This is a genomic window from Erwinia sp. V90_4, from assembly GCF_029967685.1.
GTDB lineage: Bacteria > Pseudomonadota > Gammaproteobacteria > Enterobacterales > Enterobacteriaceae > Erwinia > Erwinia aphidicola.
Map to the genome: position 1 here is coordinate 196,228 of NZ_JASCAQ010000033.1, position 19,332 is coordinate 215,559.

General features: G+C 57.9%; 18 protein-coding genes. 11 read left to right on the forward strand and 7 right to left on the reverse strand.

What is annotated here, in order from left to right:
- Positions 1-49 precede the first annotated feature (49 nt).
- Positions 50-1,015, reverse strand: a complete 966-nt coding sequence (locus QLG07_RS03500; RefSeq protein ID WP_282468488.1) for a TerC family protein — start codon at positions 1,013-1,015, stop codon at positions 50-52.
- A gap of 250 nt (positions 1,016-1,265) precedes the next feature.
- Complete coding sequence (locus QLG07_RS03505) at positions 1,266-2,261, reverse strand: Gfo/Idh/MocA family oxidoreductase (protein WP_282468489.1); 996 nt, start codon at positions 2,259-2,261, stop codon at positions 1,266-1,268.
- 133 nt (positions 2,262-2,394) lie between these two features.
- Between QLG07_RS03505 and QLG07_RS03510 the strand changes: the two genes are divergently transcribed.
- A complete protein-coding gene (locus tag QLG07_RS03510; protein WP_133624903.1) occupies positions 2,395-4,086 on the forward strand; it encodes a chloride channel protein in 1,692 nt (563 codons plus the stop codon).
- 74 nt (positions 4,087-4,160) lie between these two features.
- On the opposite strand, the gene QLG07_RS03515 is transcribed toward QLG07_RS03510, so the two are convergent.
- Together QLG07_RS03515 and QLG07_RS03520 are read right to left on the reverse strand one after the other, a co-directional pair.
- Positions 4,161-4,610 carry a LuxR C-terminal-related transcriptional regulator gene (locus tag QLG07_RS03515; RefSeq protein ID WP_062820891.1) on the reverse strand — a complete coding sequence of 150 codons (450 nt, stop codon included), beginning with the start codon at positions 4,608-4,610 and terminating at the stop codon, positions 4,161-4,163.
- A gap of 272 nt (positions 4,611-4,882) precedes the next feature.
- Entirely contained in the window at positions 4,883-5,386 is a 504-nt protein-coding gene (locus QLG07_RS03520) for a M48 family metallopeptidase (RefSeq protein WP_187497810.1), read from the reverse strand.
- An 82-nt stretch (positions 5,387-5,468) separates the two neighbouring features.
- Between QLG07_RS03520 and rlmG the strand changes: the two genes are divergently transcribed.
- Entirely contained in the window at positions 5,469-6,596 is a 1,128-nt protein-coding gene (rlmG, locus tag QLG07_RS03525; RefSeq protein WP_099753561.1) for a 23S rRNA (guanine(1835)-N(2))-methyltransferase RlmG, read from the forward strand.
- Positions 6,597-6,765: 169 nt separating this feature from the next.
- On the opposite strand, the gene QLG07_RS03530 is transcribed toward rlmG, so the two are convergent.
- Positions 6,766-7,479: a polyphenol oxidase family protein gene (locus tag QLG07_RS03530; protein ID WP_062818471.1), complete on the reverse strand. Its 714-nt coding sequence runs from the start codon at positions 7,477-7,479 to the stop codon at positions 6,766-6,768.
- 392 nt (positions 7,480-7,871) lie between these two features.
- On the opposite strand from QLG07_RS03530, the gene QLG07_RS03535 reads away from it, so the two are divergent.
- The 5 genes from QLG07_RS03535 to QLG07_RS03555 all read left to right on the forward strand — a co-directional run bounded on the left by QLG07_RS03535 (position 7,872) and on the right by QLG07_RS03555 (position 11,506).
- A complete protein-coding gene (locus tag QLG07_RS03535; protein WP_282468490.1) occupies positions 7,872-8,411 on the forward strand; it encodes a hypothetical protein in 540 nt (179 codons plus the stop codon).
- Positions 8,386-8,595 carry a hypothetical protein gene (locus tag QLG07_RS03540; RefSeq protein WP_282468491.1) on the forward strand — a complete coding sequence of 70 codons (210 nt, stop codon included), beginning with the start codon at positions 8,386-8,388 and terminating at the stop codon, positions 8,593-8,595. Before QLG07_RS03535 ends, QLG07_RS03540 begins: the two co-directional genes overlap by 26 nt.
- A gap of 267 nt (positions 8,596-8,862) precedes the next feature.
- Positions 8,863-9,981, forward strand: coding sequence for an alkene reductase (locus tag QLG07_RS03545; RefSeq protein ID WP_282468492.1), 1,119 nt, complete (start codon positions 8,863-8,865; stop codon positions 9,979-9,981).
- A 16-nt stretch (positions 9,982-9,997) separates the two neighbouring features.
- On the forward strand, positions 9,998-10,312 hold the full coding sequence (locus QLG07_RS03550; RefSeq protein ID WP_048917426.1) for a helix-turn-helix transcriptional regulator: 315 nt from the start codon (positions 9,998-10,000) through the stop codon (positions 10,310-10,312).
- Positions 10,313-10,459: 147 nt separating this feature from the next.
- Complete coding sequence (locus QLG07_RS03555) at positions 10,460-11,506, forward strand: diguanylate cyclase (protein WP_282468493.1); 1,047 nt, start codon at positions 10,460-10,462, stop codon at positions 11,504-11,506.
- A gap of 41 nt (positions 11,507-11,547) precedes the next feature.
- Here QLG07_RS03555 and QLG07_RS03560 read toward each other — a convergent pair whose 3' ends face one another.
- Positions 11,548-13,557: an NADPH-dependent 2,4-dienoyl-CoA reductase gene (locus QLG07_RS03560; RefSeq protein ID WP_282468494.1), complete on the reverse strand. Its 2,010-nt coding sequence runs from the start codon at positions 13,555-13,557 to the stop codon at positions 11,548-11,550.
- 243 nt (positions 13,558-13,800) lie between these two features.
- On the opposite strand from QLG07_RS03560, the gene idnD reads away from it, so the two are divergent.
- The 4 genes from idnD (at position 13,801) to QLG07_RS03580 (ending at position 18,043) form a co-directional block, all read left to right on the forward strand.
- Positions 13,801-14,832 carry an L-idonate 5-dehydrogenase gene (gene idnD / locus QLG07_RS03565; RefSeq protein WP_282468495.1) on the forward strand — a complete coding sequence of 344 codons (1,032 nt, stop codon included), beginning with the start codon at positions 13,801-13,803 and terminating at the stop codon, positions 14,830-14,832.
- Between the two features lie 9 nt (positions 14,833-14,841).
- Positions 14,842-15,606 (forward strand): gluconate 5-dehydrogenase, encoded by a 765-nt coding sequence (gene idnO, locus QLG07_RS03570; RefSeq protein WP_048917422.1) that lies wholly within the window; start codon positions 14,842-14,844, stop codon positions 15,604-15,606.
- A 51-nt stretch (positions 15,607-15,657) separates the two neighbouring features.
- Positions 15,658-16,977, forward strand: a complete 1,320-nt coding sequence (locus QLG07_RS03575) for a gluconate:H+ symporter (RefSeq protein ID WP_048917421.1) — start codon at positions 15,658-15,660, stop codon at positions 16,975-16,977.
- A 70-nt stretch (positions 16,978-17,047) separates the two neighbouring features.
- Positions 17,048-18,043 carry a LacI family DNA-binding transcriptional regulator gene (locus tag QLG07_RS03580; protein WP_048917420.1) on the forward strand — a complete coding sequence of 332 codons (996 nt, stop codon included), beginning with the start codon at positions 17,048-17,050 and terminating at the stop codon, positions 18,041-18,043.
- On the opposite strand, the gene QLG07_RS03585 is transcribed toward QLG07_RS03580, so the two are convergent.
- Complete coding sequence (locus tag QLG07_RS03585; protein ID WP_282468509.1) at positions 18,040-19,311, reverse strand: cytochrome c; 1,272 nt, start codon at positions 19,309-19,311, stop codon at positions 18,040-18,042. The genes QLG07_RS03580 and QLG07_RS03585 overlap by 4 nt on opposite strands.
- Positions 19,312-19,332: the final 21 nt, after the last annotated feature.

The window sequence follows — 19,332 nt, forward strand, 5'->3', positions numbered from 1 at the left end:
GATGTGCCTTGAATAAGGGTGGCCTCTGCGGCCACCTTTTTTATGCAGATTAGTGAACGGACTTACGGTCGTTACGGTAATTGACCACCGCGTTAATCACCAGCGTCAGCGCCAGAATACCGCCAACAATCCCCAGCGAAATCGCAATCGGGATATGGAAGAAATCGACAATCAGCATCTTCACGCCGATAAACACCAGAATCACCGACAGGCCATATTTCAGCATGCTGAAGCGCTCCGCGACGTTCGCCAGCAGGAAGTACATCGCACGCAGGCCGAGGATGGCGAACAGGTTAGAGGTCAGCACGATAAACGGGTCGGTGGTGACGGCGAAGATCGCCGGAATACTGTCGACCGCGAAAATCACATCGCTCAGCTCGACCATAATCAGCACCAGCAGCAGCGGGGTGGCATACAGCAGGCCGTTCTGACGCACGAAGAACTTCTCGCCTTCGATCTTATCAGTCATGCGCAGGTGGCCGCGCAGCCAGCGCACCAGCGGCTTATCGCCAATCGCGCTGTCATCTTCCTTCGCCAGCGCCATTTTAATCCCGGTAAACAGCAGGAACGCGCCGAAGATATAGAGCAGCCAGCTGAACTGCGTGACCAGCCAGCTCCCGGCGAAAATCATGATGGTACGCAGCACGATAGCGCCCAACACGCCGTAGATCAGCACCCGGCGCTGCAGCGCCGCAGGCACGGCAAAGTAGCTGAACAGCATCAGCCAGACGAAGACGTTATCCACCGCCAGCGCTTTTTCAATCAGATAGCCGGTGAGGAACGCCAGCGCCTGGGTATCGGCCACCTCGCGCCCGGCAGTGCCGGTGAGATACCACCAGAAGGCCGCGTTAAACAGCAGCGAAAGGGTCACCCAGAGCAGTGACCAGGCCGCAGCCTGCTTCATGGTCATGGTGTGTGAGCCGCGACGGCCCTGCAGCAGCAGGTCAATCGCCAGCATAATTACGACAACGACAGCGAAGCTGCCCCAGAGTAACGGTGTGCCGACAGTATTCATTTTTTCTTGCCCCAATAACAAAAATGGCCAACGTCGGAAGACGCCAGCCACATTATTATTGTCGCTGTAAGCAAACCTCGCCTTCCGGCAAGGTCTCACTTACAACCAAAATTTGGTTGCCCCAGTAACCGGACATCGTGTGGATGTCGTATTGACGATTAACTGGCGAAGAAGTTACTCCCCTTTGCCTGGCAAAAGATAGGCTGCGCGCGCAGCCAGGTCAACATTCTTCAGTAATATTTAGAAATATTTACACAACCGTAGCATCGGGGCTGTCCGCCGGGAACACCACGCCGGTCTGACGGCGGATCTCGGTCAGCAGCTGGGCGGTGGTCAGCGAGGTTGCCAGGCCGGCATGATTGATCTCGTTGTGCTCCACCAGGCGGGCGAAGGTTTCCGCTTCGTACAGCATGGTGTTGATGTGCTGCGGCTGGCTGAGATCCTGCGCTTTGCCGCCGCGTGGCACCAGGCTCACGCGCTGGCATTCGGAAACCTGCTCAATCACCAGCGAACCCTCTTCGCCCTGGATCTCACTCGGCAGCGTCGACTGGCTGACCTTCGAGTGCTGGATAGTGACGTCAAAATCGCCGTAGTTAAGGATCACGCTGCCGTGGGCGTCGACGCCGCTCTCCAGCAGGCTGGCGCTGGCGGTGACGCTGTAAGGTGCCCCCCACAGGCTGACGGCGGTGCCGAGGCAATAATAACCGATATCCATAATTGAACCGTTCGACCACGCCGGGTTGAAGGTGTTGGGGTTCTCACCGTCAAGGTAGCGCTGATAGCGTGACGAATACTGACAGTAGTTGAGAAAGGCTTTGCGCAGCTTGCCAATACGGGTGAGCGACTGCTGCAGGGTCAGGAAATTCGGCAGGCTGGCGGTTTTAAACGCCTCAAACAGCACGACCTGGTTGTCACGTGCGCAGGCCACCATCGCCTCCGCTTCGCGCAGGTTGGACGCCAGCGGCTTCTCGCAGATCACATGCTTGCCGTGGCGCATAAACAGCAGCGCCTGCGGGCAGTGCAGGGCGTTTGGGCTGGCGATATACACCGCATCGATAGCCTCGCTCTGCGCCAGCTGCTCCAGGGAGTCAAACAGCAGCTCAACCGGATAATCGCTGGCGAAGGTTTGCGCCTGCTGCAGCGAGCGCGAATAGACGGCGCTGAGCTTCATTTTTCCGGTTTCGTGAGCGGCATCGACAAACTGACGGGTGATCCAGTTGGTTCCAACGACGGCGAAGCGAATCATAGTGTTCCTGTGCGGCTGGGTGAACGAAAAGGCAGATTACCATTTGTGTAAAGTGAGGCAATGACAAAAAGGCGTGATTTGATTTTTCAGCTCACCTCTCGCACCATACAGGAAATCATCCTGAGGGAACCCGATGAGTATCAGTAGCAGGCACGCACTTAACTGGACCAGCATTCTGGTCGCCATACCCGTCGGGCTGGTCGCCACGCTGGTGACGCTGCTCTTTCGTGAAGCCATCGCCCTGGTGGATACCCTGATTTTTGGCGGCGCCGGTGATATCACGCAGTCAATGCGCGCCTACCCCTGGTACTGCTGGCCGCTGATTATTGGCGCGGGCGGGCTGGTCGCCGGATTTTTCCTGCGCTACGCCGCCGCCATCGAGCAGAAAGAGACGGTGCGCACCGACTATCTGGAAGTGATCAACGCCCGGCTCGATGCGGTGCCGACGAAAACCTCGCTGTTTCGCGGGCTCTCCTCGCTGGCGAGTATCAGCAGCGGTGCGTCCATCGGGCGCGAAGGGCCGATGGTGCAGCTCTCTGCACTAAGCGGCAGCCTGATGGGGCGCTGGCTGTTCCGCTCCCTGCCGCTGAAAAACAGCGATGTGGTGGCGATGGCCGCCGCGGCCGGGCTGGCATCGGTGTATCACGCACCGCTGGCTTCGGCGATCTTCGTCGCCGAGATCGCTTTTGGCATCTCCTCGATGCAGCGGCTGATCCCGCTAATCATCGCCGCCGGCGTCGCGGTGCTAACCATGTGGTCGCTGGGCTTTCGCTCCGCCATCTATCCCTTCTCCCACAGCCAGTTTGACCTCTCTGCAGGCAGTATCGCCCTGACGGTGCTTATCGGGCTGCTGGCCGGGCTGCTTGGCTGGGCAATGATCGGGCTGATTGGTCAGAGCAAGCGGCTGTTCGCGCCGCTGAAAAGCCTGCCGCTGCGCCTCGGTATCGGCGGCGTGCTGGTCGGTGTACTGGCGATTGGCAGCACCCAGATCCTCGGCAATGGTTACGAAGTGATCGTACGCATTATGGCCGGGGATTTCCTGCTGCCGATGCTGCTGGCGCTGCTGCTGCTGAAGATGCTGGCGACGGCGATCTCGGTGGGTTCCAGCGCCGTGGGCGGCCTGTTTACCCCGGCGCTGCTGATTGGTGCTCTGATGGGGGAGGCGGTGGCGCTGGTGGCCGCCGCTGCCGGGCTACCCATCGGTAATGCCGAAGTGTTCGCCGCCGTGGGTATGGGCGCGGTGCTGGCCTCGGTCAGTCAGGCTCCGCTGATGGCGATGCTGATGGTGCTGGAGATGACGCTCAACAGCAGCCTGCTGTTTCCGGCGATGATCGCCTGCGTGCTGGCCTCGATGACGGTTTACCGCCTGCATTCCACCAGCACCTATCCGGTGATGAACAACCACTTCAGCCGCTCTGACGCCAAGTTCAACTTTGATAACGGCATCATTTCGCAGTTTATTATTTCCGGTGCGGCGCTGACGCCGGAGGCCTCAGTGGGCAAAGCGCTGGCGGTCAGCTCCCTGAAGCGCGAGCGTTTTGTTTATGTGGTCAGCGAGGAGGGGAAGTTCCTTGGCGCCGTGTCGATCCATGACATCTCGCATAAAGTGCTGGATAAAGAGATTACCCTGACCTCCCCGGTGAGCTGCGTGATGGACAGCAGCTTCCCCTATATCTATGAAAATCAGACCATCAAAGAGGGATGGGAAGCTTTCGCCCAGGTGACGCTGGAGCGCCTGCCGGTGCTGAATAACCCAGTAGAGAAGAAGTTTCTCGGCGCGCTGACTAAAACCAGCCTGATCCAGCAGGCAAAAGACTTTATCTGAGGCTGAAAAAACAGAGAGCGCCCCTTTGCGTGGGGCGCTCAGCGTCTGACAGCGGCTGGTGAAGCTGACAAAGGTTACTGATAATAGTAAACCCCAAAGTCATTCATTCTTTTCTGGAAGTCGGCCATGTTTTTGCATTTCAGCTTCTCCATAATTTTTAATTTATAGTAGCTAATGGTTTTAATGCTCAGCGGCAAGCGGCGCGAAATATCCTTATGGCATTTCCCTTCCGACAGGAAGCGCAGTAGATAAAACTCACGCGCGGTTAAAATATCCTTCTGATAACAGGCCAGCTCCTCTTCAACGGTTTGCTGATGCAACCTTGACGGTGTAATACAGAGCGACAGGGCAATAGCGCTTTCATATTTAAATGCCAGCTCGCAGCGCGGCAGAGTTTTACGCACGTAAGCAATCAGTGCCGGGTCGCGCAGGCGGGTAAAAATAACCAGTTTGATGGTAGGCCAGCGGTGCTGAAAATTCTTATAGAAATCAATGCAGGCGAACAGATTATTGCTATCCGTCATGAGCTCGCTAATGACAACCTTAATCCGATTTTTCTGTAGGATATTTTCCAGTTGGATCAGCGAAGAACAGCCGACTGTTGGGATCTCGCTGAGTTTAAAATATTCCTCAACGCCTTTAATACAAAATGCGTCGCTATCAAGTATGGCGATATGGGACATAATCAGGTGACCGTGTAATTAGAATAATCTCATTACACTCCTGGCCCCATTTATTGTCTATCAGTCCAATCCTCTGTTTCCGTAGGATTATTCTGACGAGATGACGACTTAAATTAACTCTCGCGCCCCTCCAGCGCCTGCGCCGTTAACCACAGCCGCGTATCAAACTCCAGCTGATGATAATGCGGCTCCATATGGCAGCAGAGCTGATAAAACGCTTTGTTGTGATCCTTCTCTTTGATGTGCGCCAGCTCGTGTACCACAATCATACGCAGGAACGCTTCCGGCGCCTGTTTGAAAATGGTCGCCACGCGGATCTCCGCCTTGGCCTTTAGCTTGCCACCCTGCACGCGGGAAATAGCGGTATGCAGCCCCAGGGCGTGCTTCATCACTTTGATCTTGCTGTCGTAGAGCACTTTATTTAACGGCGGGGCATTGCGCAGCGACTGATTCTTTAAATCCAGCGCGTAATCATACAGCGCTTTATCGCTGGTGATGCCGTGCGTGGAGGGATAACGCTGGTTGATCACCTCGCCCAGACGCTGCTGTTCGATCAGCGTGCGCACCTGTGACAGCAGTGATTCAGGGTAACCTTGCAGGTAAATCAGTGACGACATGCGAACTCCATTAAAGAAAAACGTTTACTGCGCGCCCGTTTTAGGGGATAAAACGCGGAAATTTTACCACTAAGGTGATCCCATGAGCCAACTTGAACTGAGCAACCGCACGCTGACGCTGCATCGATTTCCACAAATGCGCGAAGAGAGCCCGTTGCAGGCCTGGGATGCGGCCGACGAATATCTGCTGCGCCATCTTGATGATGCCCCGGTTAACGGCCCGACGCTGATCTTTAACGATACCTTCGGCGCGCTGGGCTGTGCGCTGGCGGGCGAGGGCGTATACAGCATCAGTGATTCGTGGCTGAACCAGCAGGCGACGCGGCAGAACCTGGCGCTCAACGGGCTGGATGAGGGCGATGTGCAGCTGCTGGACAGCCTGGCAGCGCTACCGGCCGCTCCGGCCCGCGTGCTGATGAAAGTGCCAAAGACCCTCGCATTACTGGAGCAGCAGCTGCGTGCGCTGCGCGCTGTTGTTACCCCGCAGACCCAGATTATCGCCGCCGGTAAAGCGAAGGACATCCACACCTCGACCCTGCAGCTGTTTGAAAAAGTGCTTGGCCCGACTACCACCTCGCTGGCGTGGAAAAAAGCGCGTCTGATTTACGGCACCTTCACAAAGCCAGCACTGGCAGAGAGTGACGTGATTGCGCGCTGGCAGCTGGATGGCACCGACTATCAGATCGGCAACCACGCCAACGTCTTCTCGCGCGGCGGGCTGGACGTGGGCGCGCGCTTCTTCCTGCAGCATCTGCCGTCCGATCTGGAAGGGGAGATTGTTGACCTCGGCTGCGGCAATGGGGTGATAGGCCTGATGGCGCTGCAGCAGAACCCGCTGGCACAGGTACATTTCGTCGATGAGTCGTATATGGCGGTGGCTTCCAGCCGCATGAACATTGAAGCCAACCGCCCGCAGGATCTGGCGCGCAGCGAGTTTCGCGTCAATAACTCGCTGGCCGGCTTCCCGTCCGATCGCCTGCACGCGGTGCTGTGCAACCCGCCGTTCCACCAGCAGAGCGCGGTCACCGACCATATCGCCTGGCAGATGCTGCGCGATGCGCGCCGCTGCCTGCAGGACGGCGGCGAGCTGCGTATTGTCGGCAACCGCCACCTCGATAACTACCACAAAATGAAAAAGCTGTTTGGTAACTGCACGACCGTCGCCAGCAACCAGAAATTTGTGGTGCTGCGCTCGGTGAAGATGCCGTAAATCATGCGGGTCGGGCATGCCCGACCCCTACGAAAACCCTGCACCACCGTAGTGGCGAGGCATGCCCGACCCCTACGAAAACCCCGCACTACCGTAGTGGCGAGGCATGCCCGCCCCCTACGAAAACCCTGCACCACCGTAGTGGCGAGGCATGCCTCGCCCGCTGTTATCACCGCTTCGCAATCCACGAGAAGCGCTGCTCATACCCGTGCTGGCAATGGCTGTTGCGGCGGTAGCTGGCTTTCTCCTCCGCCATGCAGTAGGTACAAATCCCCGCCTGCTCAATCTGCGCCTGCGGCACGCCCGCACGTCGGGCAATGCGCTGTGCCAGCAGCGGCAGATCGAACCACACTCCCCCCGTCGTGCCCTGCGCCTGCGCGCGCTGCGCCAGCGGATTGTTGACCGCCTGCGCCGACCACGGCAGCAACCCGGCCAGCTGCTGCGGGTCATCCTGCTGCGCGCACGCCATCACATCCTGCCCCAGCTCATAGCAGCACGGCCCAATCGCCGGGCCGATGGCAATATACAGGCTATCCGGCGTCGCCCCGCGTGCGCATAACGCCTGTATCGCATTAATCAGCACGCCGCTCAGCACCCCTTTTAACCCACCGTGTACCGCCGCCACCTGCTGCTGGCGCGTATCGGCCAGCAAGATCGGCAGGCAATCGGCGGTGTATACCGCCACCGGATTGGACCCGCTGCCAATTAACCCGTCCGCATCCTGGCTTTTGACCGGCAGGGCCTCAACATCGCGGATCACGCGCGCGCTATGGCGCTGCTGATTGTAGATCGTCCCTTGCGGCGGGCGCTCCCCGGCGGGCAGAAACGCGTGGTCGAGCCAGTCAAAACGGGAAAGCAGCGGTGAGCGATAAGGGGAGGGCATGGTGAATTCCTCAAAGCGGGAAAGAGCTCGATGCTACCAGAAAAGCGGGTGGAAACCATTCCACCGGCCGAACGAAAAAAATGATCGGCCCCTACACTTTCAGACGTCGACTGTTGTAGGGACGGACCCTCTTTTCTGGTCCGCCCGCTACCTCCATGTTGAAACTACCCGCTTAACAGAACTTTAAATTTATGAAAAATCGCTGTAACAGGGAAAATAGTTTGCGAGAGCGATTCCAAAAATAAAGAGAAGTAAGTCAGTTGAAAGAGATTTAATAAAATTATTTTAATTATGAGGCAAGCTTGGGGGATTAATCACCTCGACCTGAAAGTCATGGAACAGATCGGCATCTGGTTGAGGCGCTAAAAGCAGCAAGAGCAAGGGGGCGCTCTATGAATAATAACCCGATTCAGTGGCTTGCACCCTTTGACGATCGATTCGGTAGTGAAATGATTTACAGGCTTTTTTCTGTTGGGGGGAAGTTATTTGGCGTTGGGTTTCAACGAGTTGAAAATATTCATGATCTTAACGGTAAGGCTGTTGATATATTTGTCGTTAAGCCTGACTTCGTATTTCCTGCCAGCGGAGTATGGACTTTGGCATTCGATGAGGTTGATCCTGATACCGTGTCATTTAAAGGGTTCGGTCATGTTAGTCATTCCGCTAATAACGCTGGAAGCGTTTTTCGTGAGGTTGCAAGTATAATTTTTGATCATTATAGTGTTTGTCACGCAGGAGCTTATGTCTTCTGTGCCGCCATTGATCTACAGCATCAGCGCAAAACAGATTTAACAACTCTGTACAGTAAAGCCCTGGGTGTGAATGGATTCAAACAGAGCAGGTTGTTTAAGGCCAGGTTTGCTGGCTGGCACCCCTACAGTGATGTTGCTAAAGGAGGAAGATGTTATGTCGTCACCACAAAATACTATTGAGCAGCACAACGCTGCGGTCGAACGTTTGACGCTGGAACTGGGTAAGCGACTCCACGAAGCCGCTGGCCGTTTGGTTCGTGAAAAGCTGGCCTCGGGTGAGATTAAAATCGTCGATGGGCGCTACGTCGGTGAGTGTTTGAAGCCTGCAAAGAGACCCCCCCGGCCGGACAAAACTACAGACTAAAGCATCGTGGTACCAAGCCCCGTTGCAGGGGCTTTTTATTATTTTTCGCTCCTCCCGTTAGAGCCAGCCAGTATGAGTCGCGTAGGGGCGGACCCTCTTTTCTGGTCCGCCCGGTCCGCAGATAAAAGGCCGGATTCGCAGTGGATCCGGGCTGCAGGAGAAGGGTTATCCACGTTGCGCCAGAGAAAAAAAGAACGGACAATGCATTTACAAATTTAAATGTATAAATATAATGTCGCCACTTTATCAGCCAGAGGATTTTTCGTTATGTCATCTCTTTTTACCCCCCTGACGCTGGGTGGCCTGCCGCTACGCAACCGTATCGCCTTGCCCCCTCTGACACGCTGCCGCAGCGCACAGCCGGGCAACATCCCCAGCGATCTGATGGTGGAATACTACCGCCAGCGATCCAGCGCAGGGTTTATGGTGACGGAAGGCACACAAATTGAACCCCGCGGCCAGGGATATGCGTGGACGCCCGGTATTCACAGCGCTGCGCAGATTGCCGGCTGGAAAAAAGTCACCGAGGCGGTACATCAGGAAGGCGGCACGATTTTCTGCCAGCTCTGGCATGTGGGGCGCGTTTCGCATCACGAACTTCAGCCGGGCAACCAGCCACCGGTGGCCCCCTCAGCCGTAGCCGCTGATAACGTCAGGGTGTTTATTGAAACCGCGCCTGGAGCCGGAATATTGACGGCACCCAGCGCGCCGCGCGAGCTGACCACCGCAGAAGTGAAAGAGATCGTAGAACTTTATCGAATCGCTGCGGAGAATGCGAAAACGGCGGGTTTCGACGGTGTCGAACTGCACTCCGCCAACGGCTACCTGATTAACCAGTTTATTTCTGAACATACTAACTTTCGCGATGATGAGTACGGCGGTTCACTGGATAATCGTCTGCGTTTTCTGCGCGAAGTCACCGAGGCGGTCAGTTCGGTGTTTGGTAGCCATCGCGTTGGCGTTCGCTTTGCGCCGCTGTTTTCGAGCACCGATGAAGAGCGCGTCTATCTGGGACTGGTTGAGCGCGATCCGCACGCCACATACCTGCGCGCCGCGCAGCTGCTCAACCAGCTCGAAGTGGGGTATCTCTCCATTGCGGAAGCCGATTGGGAAAACAGTCCGGAGCTGCCGCAAAGCTTCAGGATCGCCCTGCGCGAAACTTTCCGTTCGCCCATTATGTATTCAGGCCGCTATACCCAGGAAAAAGCGGAACGGATGCTGGAAAAAGGCTGGGGAGATCTGTTCGGCTTTGGCCGCCCCTTTATTGCCAATCCGGATTTACCGCAGCGTTTAAAATGCGGCCATCCTCTCAATATCGCGGATAATTCCTCACTGTATGGCGGTGATGAGAAAGGATATACTGATTATCCTGTTTATCCATCCTGATGTTTTGTGAGGCTGCATGTCAGCGGAAAATGCCATAAAGTTGCTGTCCAACCCCACGCGAGTTGCAGTGCTGAAATGGCTAAAAAATCCTGAAGAAGCGTTTGCTGGTTATTCCCAGCTCTATCCCTTCGAACAATATGGCGTCTGCGCCAGCCTCATTCAGGATAAGGCGGGCTTATCGCAGCCCGCCACTTCACTCTGCCTCAAGGTGCTGTATGATGCAGGCCTGATTGAAGCCAGCAAGGTGGGCAAGTGGACCTATTATCGCCGCTGCGAACCGCGCATTGGCGAATTGACTCGTGTCGTCACCCAGTCACTGCAGGAACTCTGATAGTCAGGATTATCACGCCAGTCAGACTGCGCCAGAGTCACGCTGAATTAATCCTGTACGACCACATCACACTCTTCACACCCTGCATTACGTTTCGCACTTATCAACTGTAATAATATCATTCCATCTCTCCACTGAGGCTGCCTGATGAATACCCTATCGTCGCGTGACAACGCACAACTGCTGCGCGAAACGACCAGACAGTTCTGGCTGCACATTGTGCCCATTGTGTGGCTCGCCTTAGGTATTCACATCGTATTTCTCATCCTGTTTATCGTGCTGCAATTTCCCTCCCTTGCAGCGGGTAATGTCGTCAGTATTTTCGTTTATGTGTTCTGCCTGAAGGCGATACGCGCAGGTCGCTATAGTTTTACTGGCATATTGATGAGTGTAGAAATTATTCTGCATGCCCTGCTGGCGACCTGGGAGCTGGGTTGGGACAGCAATTTTTACTTTTACCTGTATTGCCTGATCCCGATTATCGCGTTTAGTTTTCAACATGCACCCGTACCACGTTTAATGCTCAATTTTGCCATCGTTGCCGTTTCGGTGGCTGGGTTTGCGTTACGAGGGCACATGGGGATCAATTCTGGCGTCGGGGGGCAGTTGCTGGAGGTGATCGGCGTCATCAATGTGTTTGCCGCACTTAGCGTGCTGCTGCACTGCACCGCCTTATCCGTGGGCTTCACCCGTTCTGTGCAGTCCAAACTGTTTCACACGGCCAATCGCGATAGCCTGACCAATCTCTACACCCGCCGCCGGGTCATGCAGGAGGTCGGGCAATTATCTGAGTCGGGGCCAACAGCCATCATTTTGCTGGACGTCGATCACTTCAAACAGATTAACGATCGCCTGGGTCACGAATGGGGCGATCTGATCCTCAAACGCGTCGCGGAGGCGATCGGCAGTCATGTGCGCACGACGGATGTGGCTTCGCGTTGGGGGGGCGAAGAATTTCTGATATTGATGCCCCTGACATCGGCGCAAGCGGCAGAGACAGTAGCGGATAAAATCCTGTCGCGCATCCGCAATTGGGCCGGACAGACAGGTGATAAGCCCATTACCGTCACCGCAACCCTGGCCGTGAGCGAAATACGCCCGGCGGAGGATTTTGAAAGCGCTCTGCTACGCGCGGATCAAGCGTTGTACAAAGGGAAGCAGCAGGGGCGTGACCAGGTTATCCTGGCGAGTTAAGTGCCCGACAGGTTCCGGCCTGGCCCCGCGCTATTCCGGCACTAAATTGCCAGCCCCAGCCTGGTGCCCTGGGCAATTGCCCGCCTGGCATCCAGCTCCTCGGCGACATCCGCGCCGCCGATAATATGCGGTTGCTTCCCCTGCGCCATCAGCGCATCGGCTAAACGGCGGTTGGGCTCCTGACCGGCGCAGATCACCACGTTATCGACTGCCAGCAGCTGCGGTTCGCCGTCGCGCAGAATATGCAGCCCGTCATTATCAATACGCAGATACTGCACGCCGCCCCACATCTGCACACCGTGCATTTGCAGGCTGGCGCGGTGGATCCAGCCGGTGGTTTTTGCCAGCCCGGCGCCCGGCTTGCCGGGTTTACGCTGCAGCAGCCAGATGTCACGACGGCTGTGAGGCAGAACCGGGTGCTTCAGGCCGCCGGGCTGCTGCATGCTGCGGTCGATGCCCCACTGCTGGCAAAATGCAGCGATATCCAGCGCGGTCTGCTCGCCGCTGGCAGCCAGGTACTCCGCCGTATCAAAGCCGATGCCGCCCGCGCCAATAATCGCCACGCGCGGCCCGACCGGTCTTTTATCGCGGATCACGTCGAGATAGCTCAGCACCGAAGGGTGATCGATGCCGGGGATCTGTGGCGTGCGCGGCACGATACCGCTCGCCAGCACCACTTCATCAAACCCGGCCAGATGGTCTGCACGGGCCGTGTGATTCAGCCGCTGGACAACATGGTGCAGCTCCAGCTGGCGGCGATAGTAGCGCAGCGTCTCGCTGAACTCCTCTTTACCGGGGATCTGACGCGCAATATTGAACTGGCCGCCAACCTGCGGGCTGGCATCAAATAGCGTCACCCGGTGGCCGCGCTGCGCGGCGTTAACGGCAAACGCCAGCCCGGCAGGCCCGGCACCGACCACCGCAATGCGTTTGATCTGCTGCGCGGGCGTCATCACCAGCTCGGTCTCGTGGCAGGCGCGTGGATTCACCAGGCAGGAGGTCAGCTTGCCGACGAAAATCTGGTCGAGGCAGGCCTGGTTACAGCCAATGCAGGTGTTGATCTCATCGCTTCGCCCCTGCTGCGCTTTCAGCACAAACTCCGCGTCGGCAAGGAACGGCCGCGCCATCGACACCATATCAGCGCAGCCCTCGTCCAGCAGCGCCTGCGCCACGTCCGGGTGATTAATGCGGTTGGTGGTAATCAGCGGGATGCGCAGATGCTGCTTTAGCGTCTGCGTTACCCAGCCAAACGCCGCGCGCGGCACCGAAGTAGCGATGGTCGGAATGCGCGCCTCGTGCCAGCCAATGCCGGTGTTGATCAGCGTCGCACCGGCCTGCTCCACCGCTTTGGCCAGGCGGATGGTCTGCTCCAGCGTGCTGCCCTGTTCCACCAGGTCGAGCATCGACAGGCGGAAGATAATAATAAACGCCTCACCGACGGCGGCGCGCACCGCCCGCAGGATCTCCAGCGCCAGCCGCTGACGGCGGGCTTCATCGCCGCCCCATTCGTCGTCGCGCTGGTTGGTACGCGCCACCAGGAACTGGTTAATCAGATAGCCTTCGGAGGCCATAATCTCCACGCCGTCATAGCCCGCCTGCTGCGCCAGCCGCGCACAGCGGGCGTAATCGGCGATCAGCTGGACAATGTCATCATGGCTTAACGCGCGCGGTGTAAACGGGTTAATCGGCGCCTGCAGTGCAGAAGGGGCGACCAGCGCGGGCTGATAGCTGTAGCGCCCGGCGTGCAGGATCTGCATGGCAATTTTGCCACCCGCCTGATGCACCGCGTCGGTAACTTCGCGGTGATGCGGTAGCTGCGACGCGTCGTTGAGCACCGAAGCGCCTCTGCTCACCACCCCCTCCGGCGAGGGGGCGATGCCGCCGGTAACAATCAGTGCCACCCCGGCACGGGCGCGATCGGCATAAAAAGCGGCCAGCCGCGCCGCGCCATCCGGGTGCTCTTCCAGCCCGGTATGCATCGAACCCATCAGAAAACGGTTTTTAAGCTGGGTGAATCCCAGGTCGAGGGGGGCAAACAGTGAGACGCTCATCGTCAGCGATTCCTGAAGTGGTCGGATGAGTTCTACTGTAGCGGTGATATGACCGTGACGAAAGTGCAGTTATTGGCTTTGTGATGCGCGCCACTGATTCCCGCTACCCTGAAAGGGCTACCTGCTTCACGTTATGCGTAACATGGGTTTAGTAACATGAATTTTGGTGATCTGATTCACAGTTTTACAAGATAAACATCTGTCTGATAGGCAGCTGAACTGATACGCATTTAGAGGTACGTCATGAGCACCATCACGCAATCCTGCATGATTAACGGTAAAGAACAGGTTGAAGTCATCAGCCAGCAGGTCAACTACCTGGGCGAAGGCACGCTGGTGCGCATCACGCGCGGCGGCATCTGCGGTTCCGATCTGCACTACTACCAGCACGGTAAAGTCGGCAGTTTTGCGGTGAAGATGCCGATGATCCTCGGCCACGAAGTGATCGGCCAGGTGGTGAAAAGCGATAACCCGGCGCTAAAAGAGGGGCAGAAAGTGGCGGTTAACCCGTCGAAGCCGTGCGGCTGCTGCAAGTATTGCCTGGCGGATGAAGATAACCAGTGCACCACCATGCGCTTCTTCGGCAGCGCGATGTATACCCCGCACGTGGACGGCGGCTTTACCCAGTACAAAGTGGTCGACAGCGCGCAGTGCATCCCCTACGACAACGCCGCCGACGACACCATTATGGTGTTCGCTGAACCGCTGGCGGTGTGCATTCACGCGGCCAACCAGGGCGGCGCGCTGAAAGGCAAAAAAGTGTTTATCTCCGGCGTGGGTCCGATTGGCTGCCTGATTGCCGCCGCGGCGAAAGCCAAAGGCGCGGCGGAGGTGGTCTGTGCCGACGTCAGCGAGCGCTCGCTGGAGATGGCAACCGCCATGGGCGCTACCCGCACCATTCATGCCGCAGACGGCGATTTTGCGCCCTACCTGGCGGATAAGGGCTATTTTGACGTGTCGTTTGAGGCCTCCGGCCATCCCTCCTCGCTGACCCGCTGCCTGGAAGTCACCCGCGCCAAAGGCACGCTGGTGCAGGTCGGTATGGGCGGCGACGTACCGGGCTTCCCGATCATGATGCTGATCGCCAAAGAGATTAATCTGGTCGGCTCTTTCCGCTTCACCACCGAGTTCAATACGGCGGTTGAGTGGCTCGGCAACGGCACGGTTAACCCACTGCCGCTGTTTAGCGGTGCCTATGACTACCAGAATATCGATGCGGCGCTGCAGTTTGCCGGTGACAAGAGCAAAGCCGCCAAAGTGCAGCTAACTTTTTAAGGGATGACCATGACCACACTTTTCTCGCTGGAAAACAAACGCGTGCTGATCACCGGTTCCGCTCGCGGCATCGGCTTTCTGATGGCGAAGGGCCTGTGCGAAGCCGGGGCAGAGGTGATTATCAACGCCACCACCCAGCAGGGCGCAGAGAGAGCCGCCGCCGAGCTGCAACAGCAGGGCTTTAAGGCCCACGCGGTGGCCTTTAACGTCACCCAGTCCGCCGAAGTGAACGCGGCGGTAGCGAAGATTGAGAGTGAAATAGGCCCGATTGACGTGCTGGTGAATAACGCCGGGATCCAGCGCCGCCGCCCGTTCCTCGAATTCCCGGAGCAGGACTGGAACGAGGTGATTGCGGTCAACCAGACGGCGGTGTTCCTGGTCTCGCAGGCGGTGGCCCGCCAGATGGTCACGCGCCAGAAAGGTAAAATTATCAACATCGGCTCAATGCAGAGCGAGCTGGGGCGCGACACCATTACGCCGTATGCCGCGTCGAAAGGGGCGGTCACCATGCTGACGCGCGGCATGTGCGTGGAGCTGGCGCGCCACAATATTCAGGTCAACGGCATTGCCCCGGGCTATTTCAAAACCGAAATGACCCAGGCACTGGCGGATGATGAAGCCTTCACCTCCTGGCTGTGCAAGCGCACCCCGGCGGCGCGCTGGGGTAACCCGGAGGAGTTGATCGGGGCGGCGGTGTTCCTGGCATCGAAAGCCTCTGATTTTGTGAACGGCCACTTACTTTTTGTCGATGGTGGCATGCGAGTGGCGGTGTAACAGCTACAACTTATTCACCTGTACCTACCTCTACCTCAAAGGAAGTGCTTTATGCCCATTACAATAATAGCTATTGGCGTAATCCTGCTGTTGGTGCTGATGATCGTCTTCAAGGTCAACGGCTTTATCGCCTTGATATTTGTCTCCGCCGTGGTGGGGATGGCGGAAGGGATGACGCCGCTGGCCGTTATCGCCTCAATCCAGAAGGGGGTTGGCGGCACGCTCGGCAGCCTGGCGCTGATCCTCGGATTCGGGGCGATGCTGGGGAAACTGGTGTCGGACACCGGGGCCGCGCAGCGCGTTGCCACCACGCTGATCGCCTCGTTTGGCAAGCAGCGCGTGCAGTGGGCGCTGATGGTCACCGGGCTGATCGTCGGCCTGGCGATGTTCTATGAAATCGGCTTCGTGCTGCTGCTGCCGCTGGTGTTTACCGTGGTTGCCGCATCGGGTATGCCGATGCTGTACGTTGGCCTGCCGATGGTTGCCGCGCTGTCGGTCACCCACTGCTTCCTGCCGCCGCACCCGGGCCCGACGGCGATCGCCACCATCTTTGGCGCCAATCTCGGCACCACGCTGCTGTACGGCATGATCATCACCATCCCGACGGTGATTATCGCCGGGCCAATCTTCTCTAAATTCCTCAAAGGCTTTGAAAAATCGCCGCCGGAAGGGCTGTATAACCCGAAAATCTTCGAAGACCACGAAATGCCGGGCTTCTGGACCAGCATTTTTGCCGCAGTGATCCCGGTGATCCTGATGGCGGTGGCGGCGGTGTTTGAGCTGACCACGCCGAAAGAGAACGTGCTGCGCCAGTTCTTCGAATTTGTCGGCAACCCGGCGGTGGCGCTGTTTATCTCGGTGGTGATTGCCGTCTTCACCCTCGGCCTGCGTAACGGACGCAAGATGGAAGAGGTGATGGAGATGTGCGGTTCGTCGATTGCCGCCATTGCCATGATCGTCTTTATTATCGCCGGTGGCGGTGCCTTTAAGCAGGTGCTGGTCGACAGCGGCGTGGGCGACTACATCGCCAATATGATGAAAGGCTCGTCGCTGTCTCCGCTGCTGATGTGCTGGACGGTCGCGGCGATGCTGCGTATCGCGCTGGGTTCAGCAACCGTGGCGGCGATTACTACCGCGGGTATCGTCACGCCAATTATCGCTATCACCCACGCCGACCCGGCGCTGATGGTGCTGGCGGTCGGCTCCGGTAGCGTTATCGCCTCCCACGTTAACGACCCGGGCTTCTGGCTGTTCAAAGGTTACTTCAACCTGAGCGTGGTCGAAACGCTGAAAACCTGGACGGTGATGGAAACCCTGATCTCCTTCCTCGGCCTGGCAGGGGTGTTGATCCTGAACGCGATTATTCATTAATCTTGTGCTGTACAGTAGGGGGCGACCGATTTTCTGGTCGCCCCTTTTCACATTTAATCACGGAACCCTGATGCGCGCGCACCGAATCTCCCTGCAGGACATCGCTTCGCTTGCTGGCGTAACCAAGATGACGGTCAGCCGCTATCTGCGCACCCCCGACCGCGTTTCGCCGCAGACCGGGGCGAAAATCGCGCAGATCATCGAAGAGATAAACTACATTCCCAACCGCGCGCCGGAGATGCTGCTCAGTTCGAAAAGCTACACCCTCGGCGTGCTGATCCCCTCGTTTAAAAATCAGATCTTCGCCGACCTGCTGAGCGGCATTGAAGCGGCGACCAAGGAGGGGCGCTACCAGACGCTGATCGCCAACTACAACTACGACAGGCAGACGGAAGAGGAGCAGATCATCAATCTGCTGTCGTACAACATCGACGGCATTCTGCTGAGCGAGAAGGATCACACCCTGCGTGCGGTGAAATATCTGCGTGCGGCGCAGATCCCGATTGTTGAAGTGATGGACACCCAGGGCGGCTGTCTGGATATGCAGGTTGGCTTTAATAACTTCAGCGCGGGCTACGATATGACGCGGGTGCTGCTCGACCAGGGGCGTAGCAATATTATCTACTTTGGCTCGCAGGATGACCGGCGCGATGAGTTTCGCTATCAGGGTTACTGCCAGGCGATGGAGCAGCACGGCGGGGTGGGGCTGCGCATCAATCCAAAGGCGATCTCCTCGCAGAAGCTGGGGGCGGCGATGCTCGCCAGCGCGCTGGAGCGGCATCCCGACCTTGATGCGGTGTTCTGCACCAATGACGATCTGGCGCTCGGTGCGCTGCTGCACTGCCAGCGTCACGGCATTGCGGTGCCGCAGCGTATTGCCATCGCCGGCTTTCACGGGCTGGATATCAGCCGCGAAATGTACCCGACAATGGCGAGCGTCATCACCCCGCGTTATGCGATCGGTTACACCGCCGCGGAGCTGCTGCTAAAAAAAATCGGCGACAGTCATTTTGTCGCCGACTCGGTCGATCTCAGCTATCAGATCTTTATGGGTGAGACCATTTAAGGCTTATCGCCCTGCTGGAAAACCGGTGGCGAGGCCAGTTTGGCCTCCTCGCGCAGCGTATTAACCTGCTTCGCGCTGACGTTTGCCGCCGCCGGGTTACCAAACTGCTGGCTGACAAAATTACTGACGTCGGCCACCTGCTGGTCGCTCAGCTCCGGGGCAAAGGCGGGCATGAAGATCTCGCCTTCGGCCATGTGGCGGCGCACGCCGTTCAGCACTACCGACACCACGTTACGCGCATCGGCCGCGCCGGTGCTGGTGTGGTGGAACAGCGATGGATAGGCATGGAAGCCTTTGCCCGAACCCGCCCCGTCCGCGCCGTGGCAGCTGGCGCAGTTGCCGGCAAACACCACCGCACCCGGCTGCGCATCACGCGTGGCGGCATCCGCACCGCGCAGCGCAATCAGCGCATTCGACGGTTGCCCCCAGCTGTCCCGCGCCCGGGTCTGCTGCTTATCCCCCTGAGGCTTCACGCTCTTGAGCCAGGTGGCAATATCCTCAAGATCGCTCTCCGGCAGGTACTGCAGGCTGTGCTCGATAGCTTCCGCCATCGGGCCGGAGGCGCTGGCTTTTCCGGCGACAAAGCCGGTTTTCAGGTAGGTCACCAGCTCCTGCTGACTCCAGTCACCAATCCCGGCCTGCTTATCCGGCGTGATGTTGTACGCCAGCCAGCCGCCCAGATCGCCGCCTGCAAGCGGTTTATCGTTATCCATGCCCATCGTCAGAGTGCGCGGCGTATGGCAGGTGCCGCAGTGCGCCAGCGCCTCAACCAGATAGCGGCCGTTATTCCACTGTGCGCTCTGCTGCGCATCGTTCTGCAGCTCACCCCGGTCAAAGTTGAACCACTTCCAGAAGCGCATCCCCCAGCGCTGATTGAACGGGAACGGCAGGTCGGTCTGCGGTGACGCCTGATGCACCGCAGGCATCGACATCAGGTAAGCTTTAATCGCCAGCACATCCTCGCGCTTCATTTTGGTGAAGGAGTCGTAAGGCATCGCCGGGTAGAGCTGCTCGCCATTTTTGCCAATGCCCTCCTGCACTGCCGCGACAAACTGGTCGTCGCTCCAGCTGCCGATGCCGTACTGCTTATCGGAAGAGATGTTACTGCCCCAAATCTGACCAAACGGGGTGCTGACGGCAAAGCCGCCGCCAAACAGCGGGCCGTTGGTGGCGGTATGGCAGGCGGTACAGTCGCCCGCCCGCGCCAGGTACTCGCCGCGCTTGATCAGCGCGCTGTTGTCTGCCGCCTGCGCCGCTGCGCACTGCATCAGGGCCACCGCGATGACGAA

Bases quoted from the DNA above. Each gene is read 5' to 3' on its own strand.
- QLG07_RS03575 (WP_048917421.1), top strand. From the start codon at position 15,658: ATGCCCATTACAATAATAGCTATTGGCGTAATCCTGCTGTTGGTGCTG.
- QLG07_RS03505 (WP_282468489.1), bottom strand. From the start codon at position 2,261: ATGATTCGCTTCGCCGTCGTTGGAACCAACTGGATCACCCGTCAGTTT.
- QLG07_RS03535 (WP_282468490.1), top strand. From the start codon at position 7,872: ATGAATAATAACCCGATTCAGTGGCTTGCACCCTTTGACGATCGATTC.
- rlmG (WP_099753561.1), top strand. From the start codon at position 5,469: ATGAGCCAACTTGAACTGAGCAACCGCACGCTGACGCTGCATCGATTT.
- idnO (WP_048917422.1), top strand. From the start codon at position 14,842: ATGACCACACTTTTCTCGCTGGAAAACAAACGCGTGCTGATCACCGGT.
- QLG07_RS03515 (WP_062820891.1), bottom strand. From the start codon at position 4,610: ATGACGGATAGCAATAATCTGTTCGCCTGCATTGATTTCTATAAGAAT.
- QLG07_RS03555 (WP_282468493.1), top strand. From the start codon at position 10,460: ATGAATACCCTATCGTCGCGTGACAACGCACAACTGCTGCGCGAAACG.
- QLG07_RS03560 (WP_282468494.1), bottom strand. From the start codon at position 13,557: ATGAGCGTCTCACTGTTTGCCCCCCTCGACCTGGGATTCACCCAGCTT.
- idnD (WP_282468495.1), top strand. From the start codon at position 13,801: ATGAGCACCATCACGCAATCCTGCATGATTAACGGTAAAGAACAGGTT.
- QLG07_RS03545 (WP_282468492.1), top strand. From the start codon at position 8,863: ATGTCATCTCTTTTTACCCCCCTGACGCTGGGTGGCCTGCCGCTACGC.
- QLG07_RS03500 (WP_282468488.1), bottom strand. From the start codon at position 1,015: ATGAATACTGTCGGCACACCGTTACTCTGGGGCAGCTTCGCTGTCGTT.
- QLG07_RS03540 (WP_282468491.1), top strand. From the start codon at position 8,386: ATGTCGTCACCACAAAATACTATTGAGCAGCACAACGCTGCGGTCGAA.
- QLG07_RS03580 (WP_048917420.1), top strand. From the start codon at position 17,048: ATGCGCGCGCACCGAATCTCCCTGCAGGACATCGCTTCGCTTGCTGGC.
- QLG07_RS03585 (WP_282468509.1), bottom strand. From the start codon at position 19,311: ATGCAGTGCGCAGCGGCGCAGGCGGCAGACAACAGCGCGCTGATCAAG.
- QLG07_RS03520 (WP_187497810.1), bottom strand. From the start codon at position 5,386: ATGTCGTCACTGATTTACCTGCAAGGTTACCCTGAATCACTGCTGTCA.
- QLG07_RS03510 (WP_133624903.1), top strand. From the start codon at position 2,395: ATGAGTATCAGTAGCAGGCACGCACTTAACTGGACCAGCATTCTGGTC.
- QLG07_RS03550 (WP_048917426.1), top strand. From the start codon at position 9,998: ATGTCAGCGGAAAATGCCATAAAGTTGCTGTCCAACCCCACGCGAGTT.
- QLG07_RS03530 (WP_062818471.1), bottom strand. From the start codon at position 7,479: ATGCCCTCCCCTTATCGCTCACCGCTGCTTTCCCGTTTTGACTGGCTC.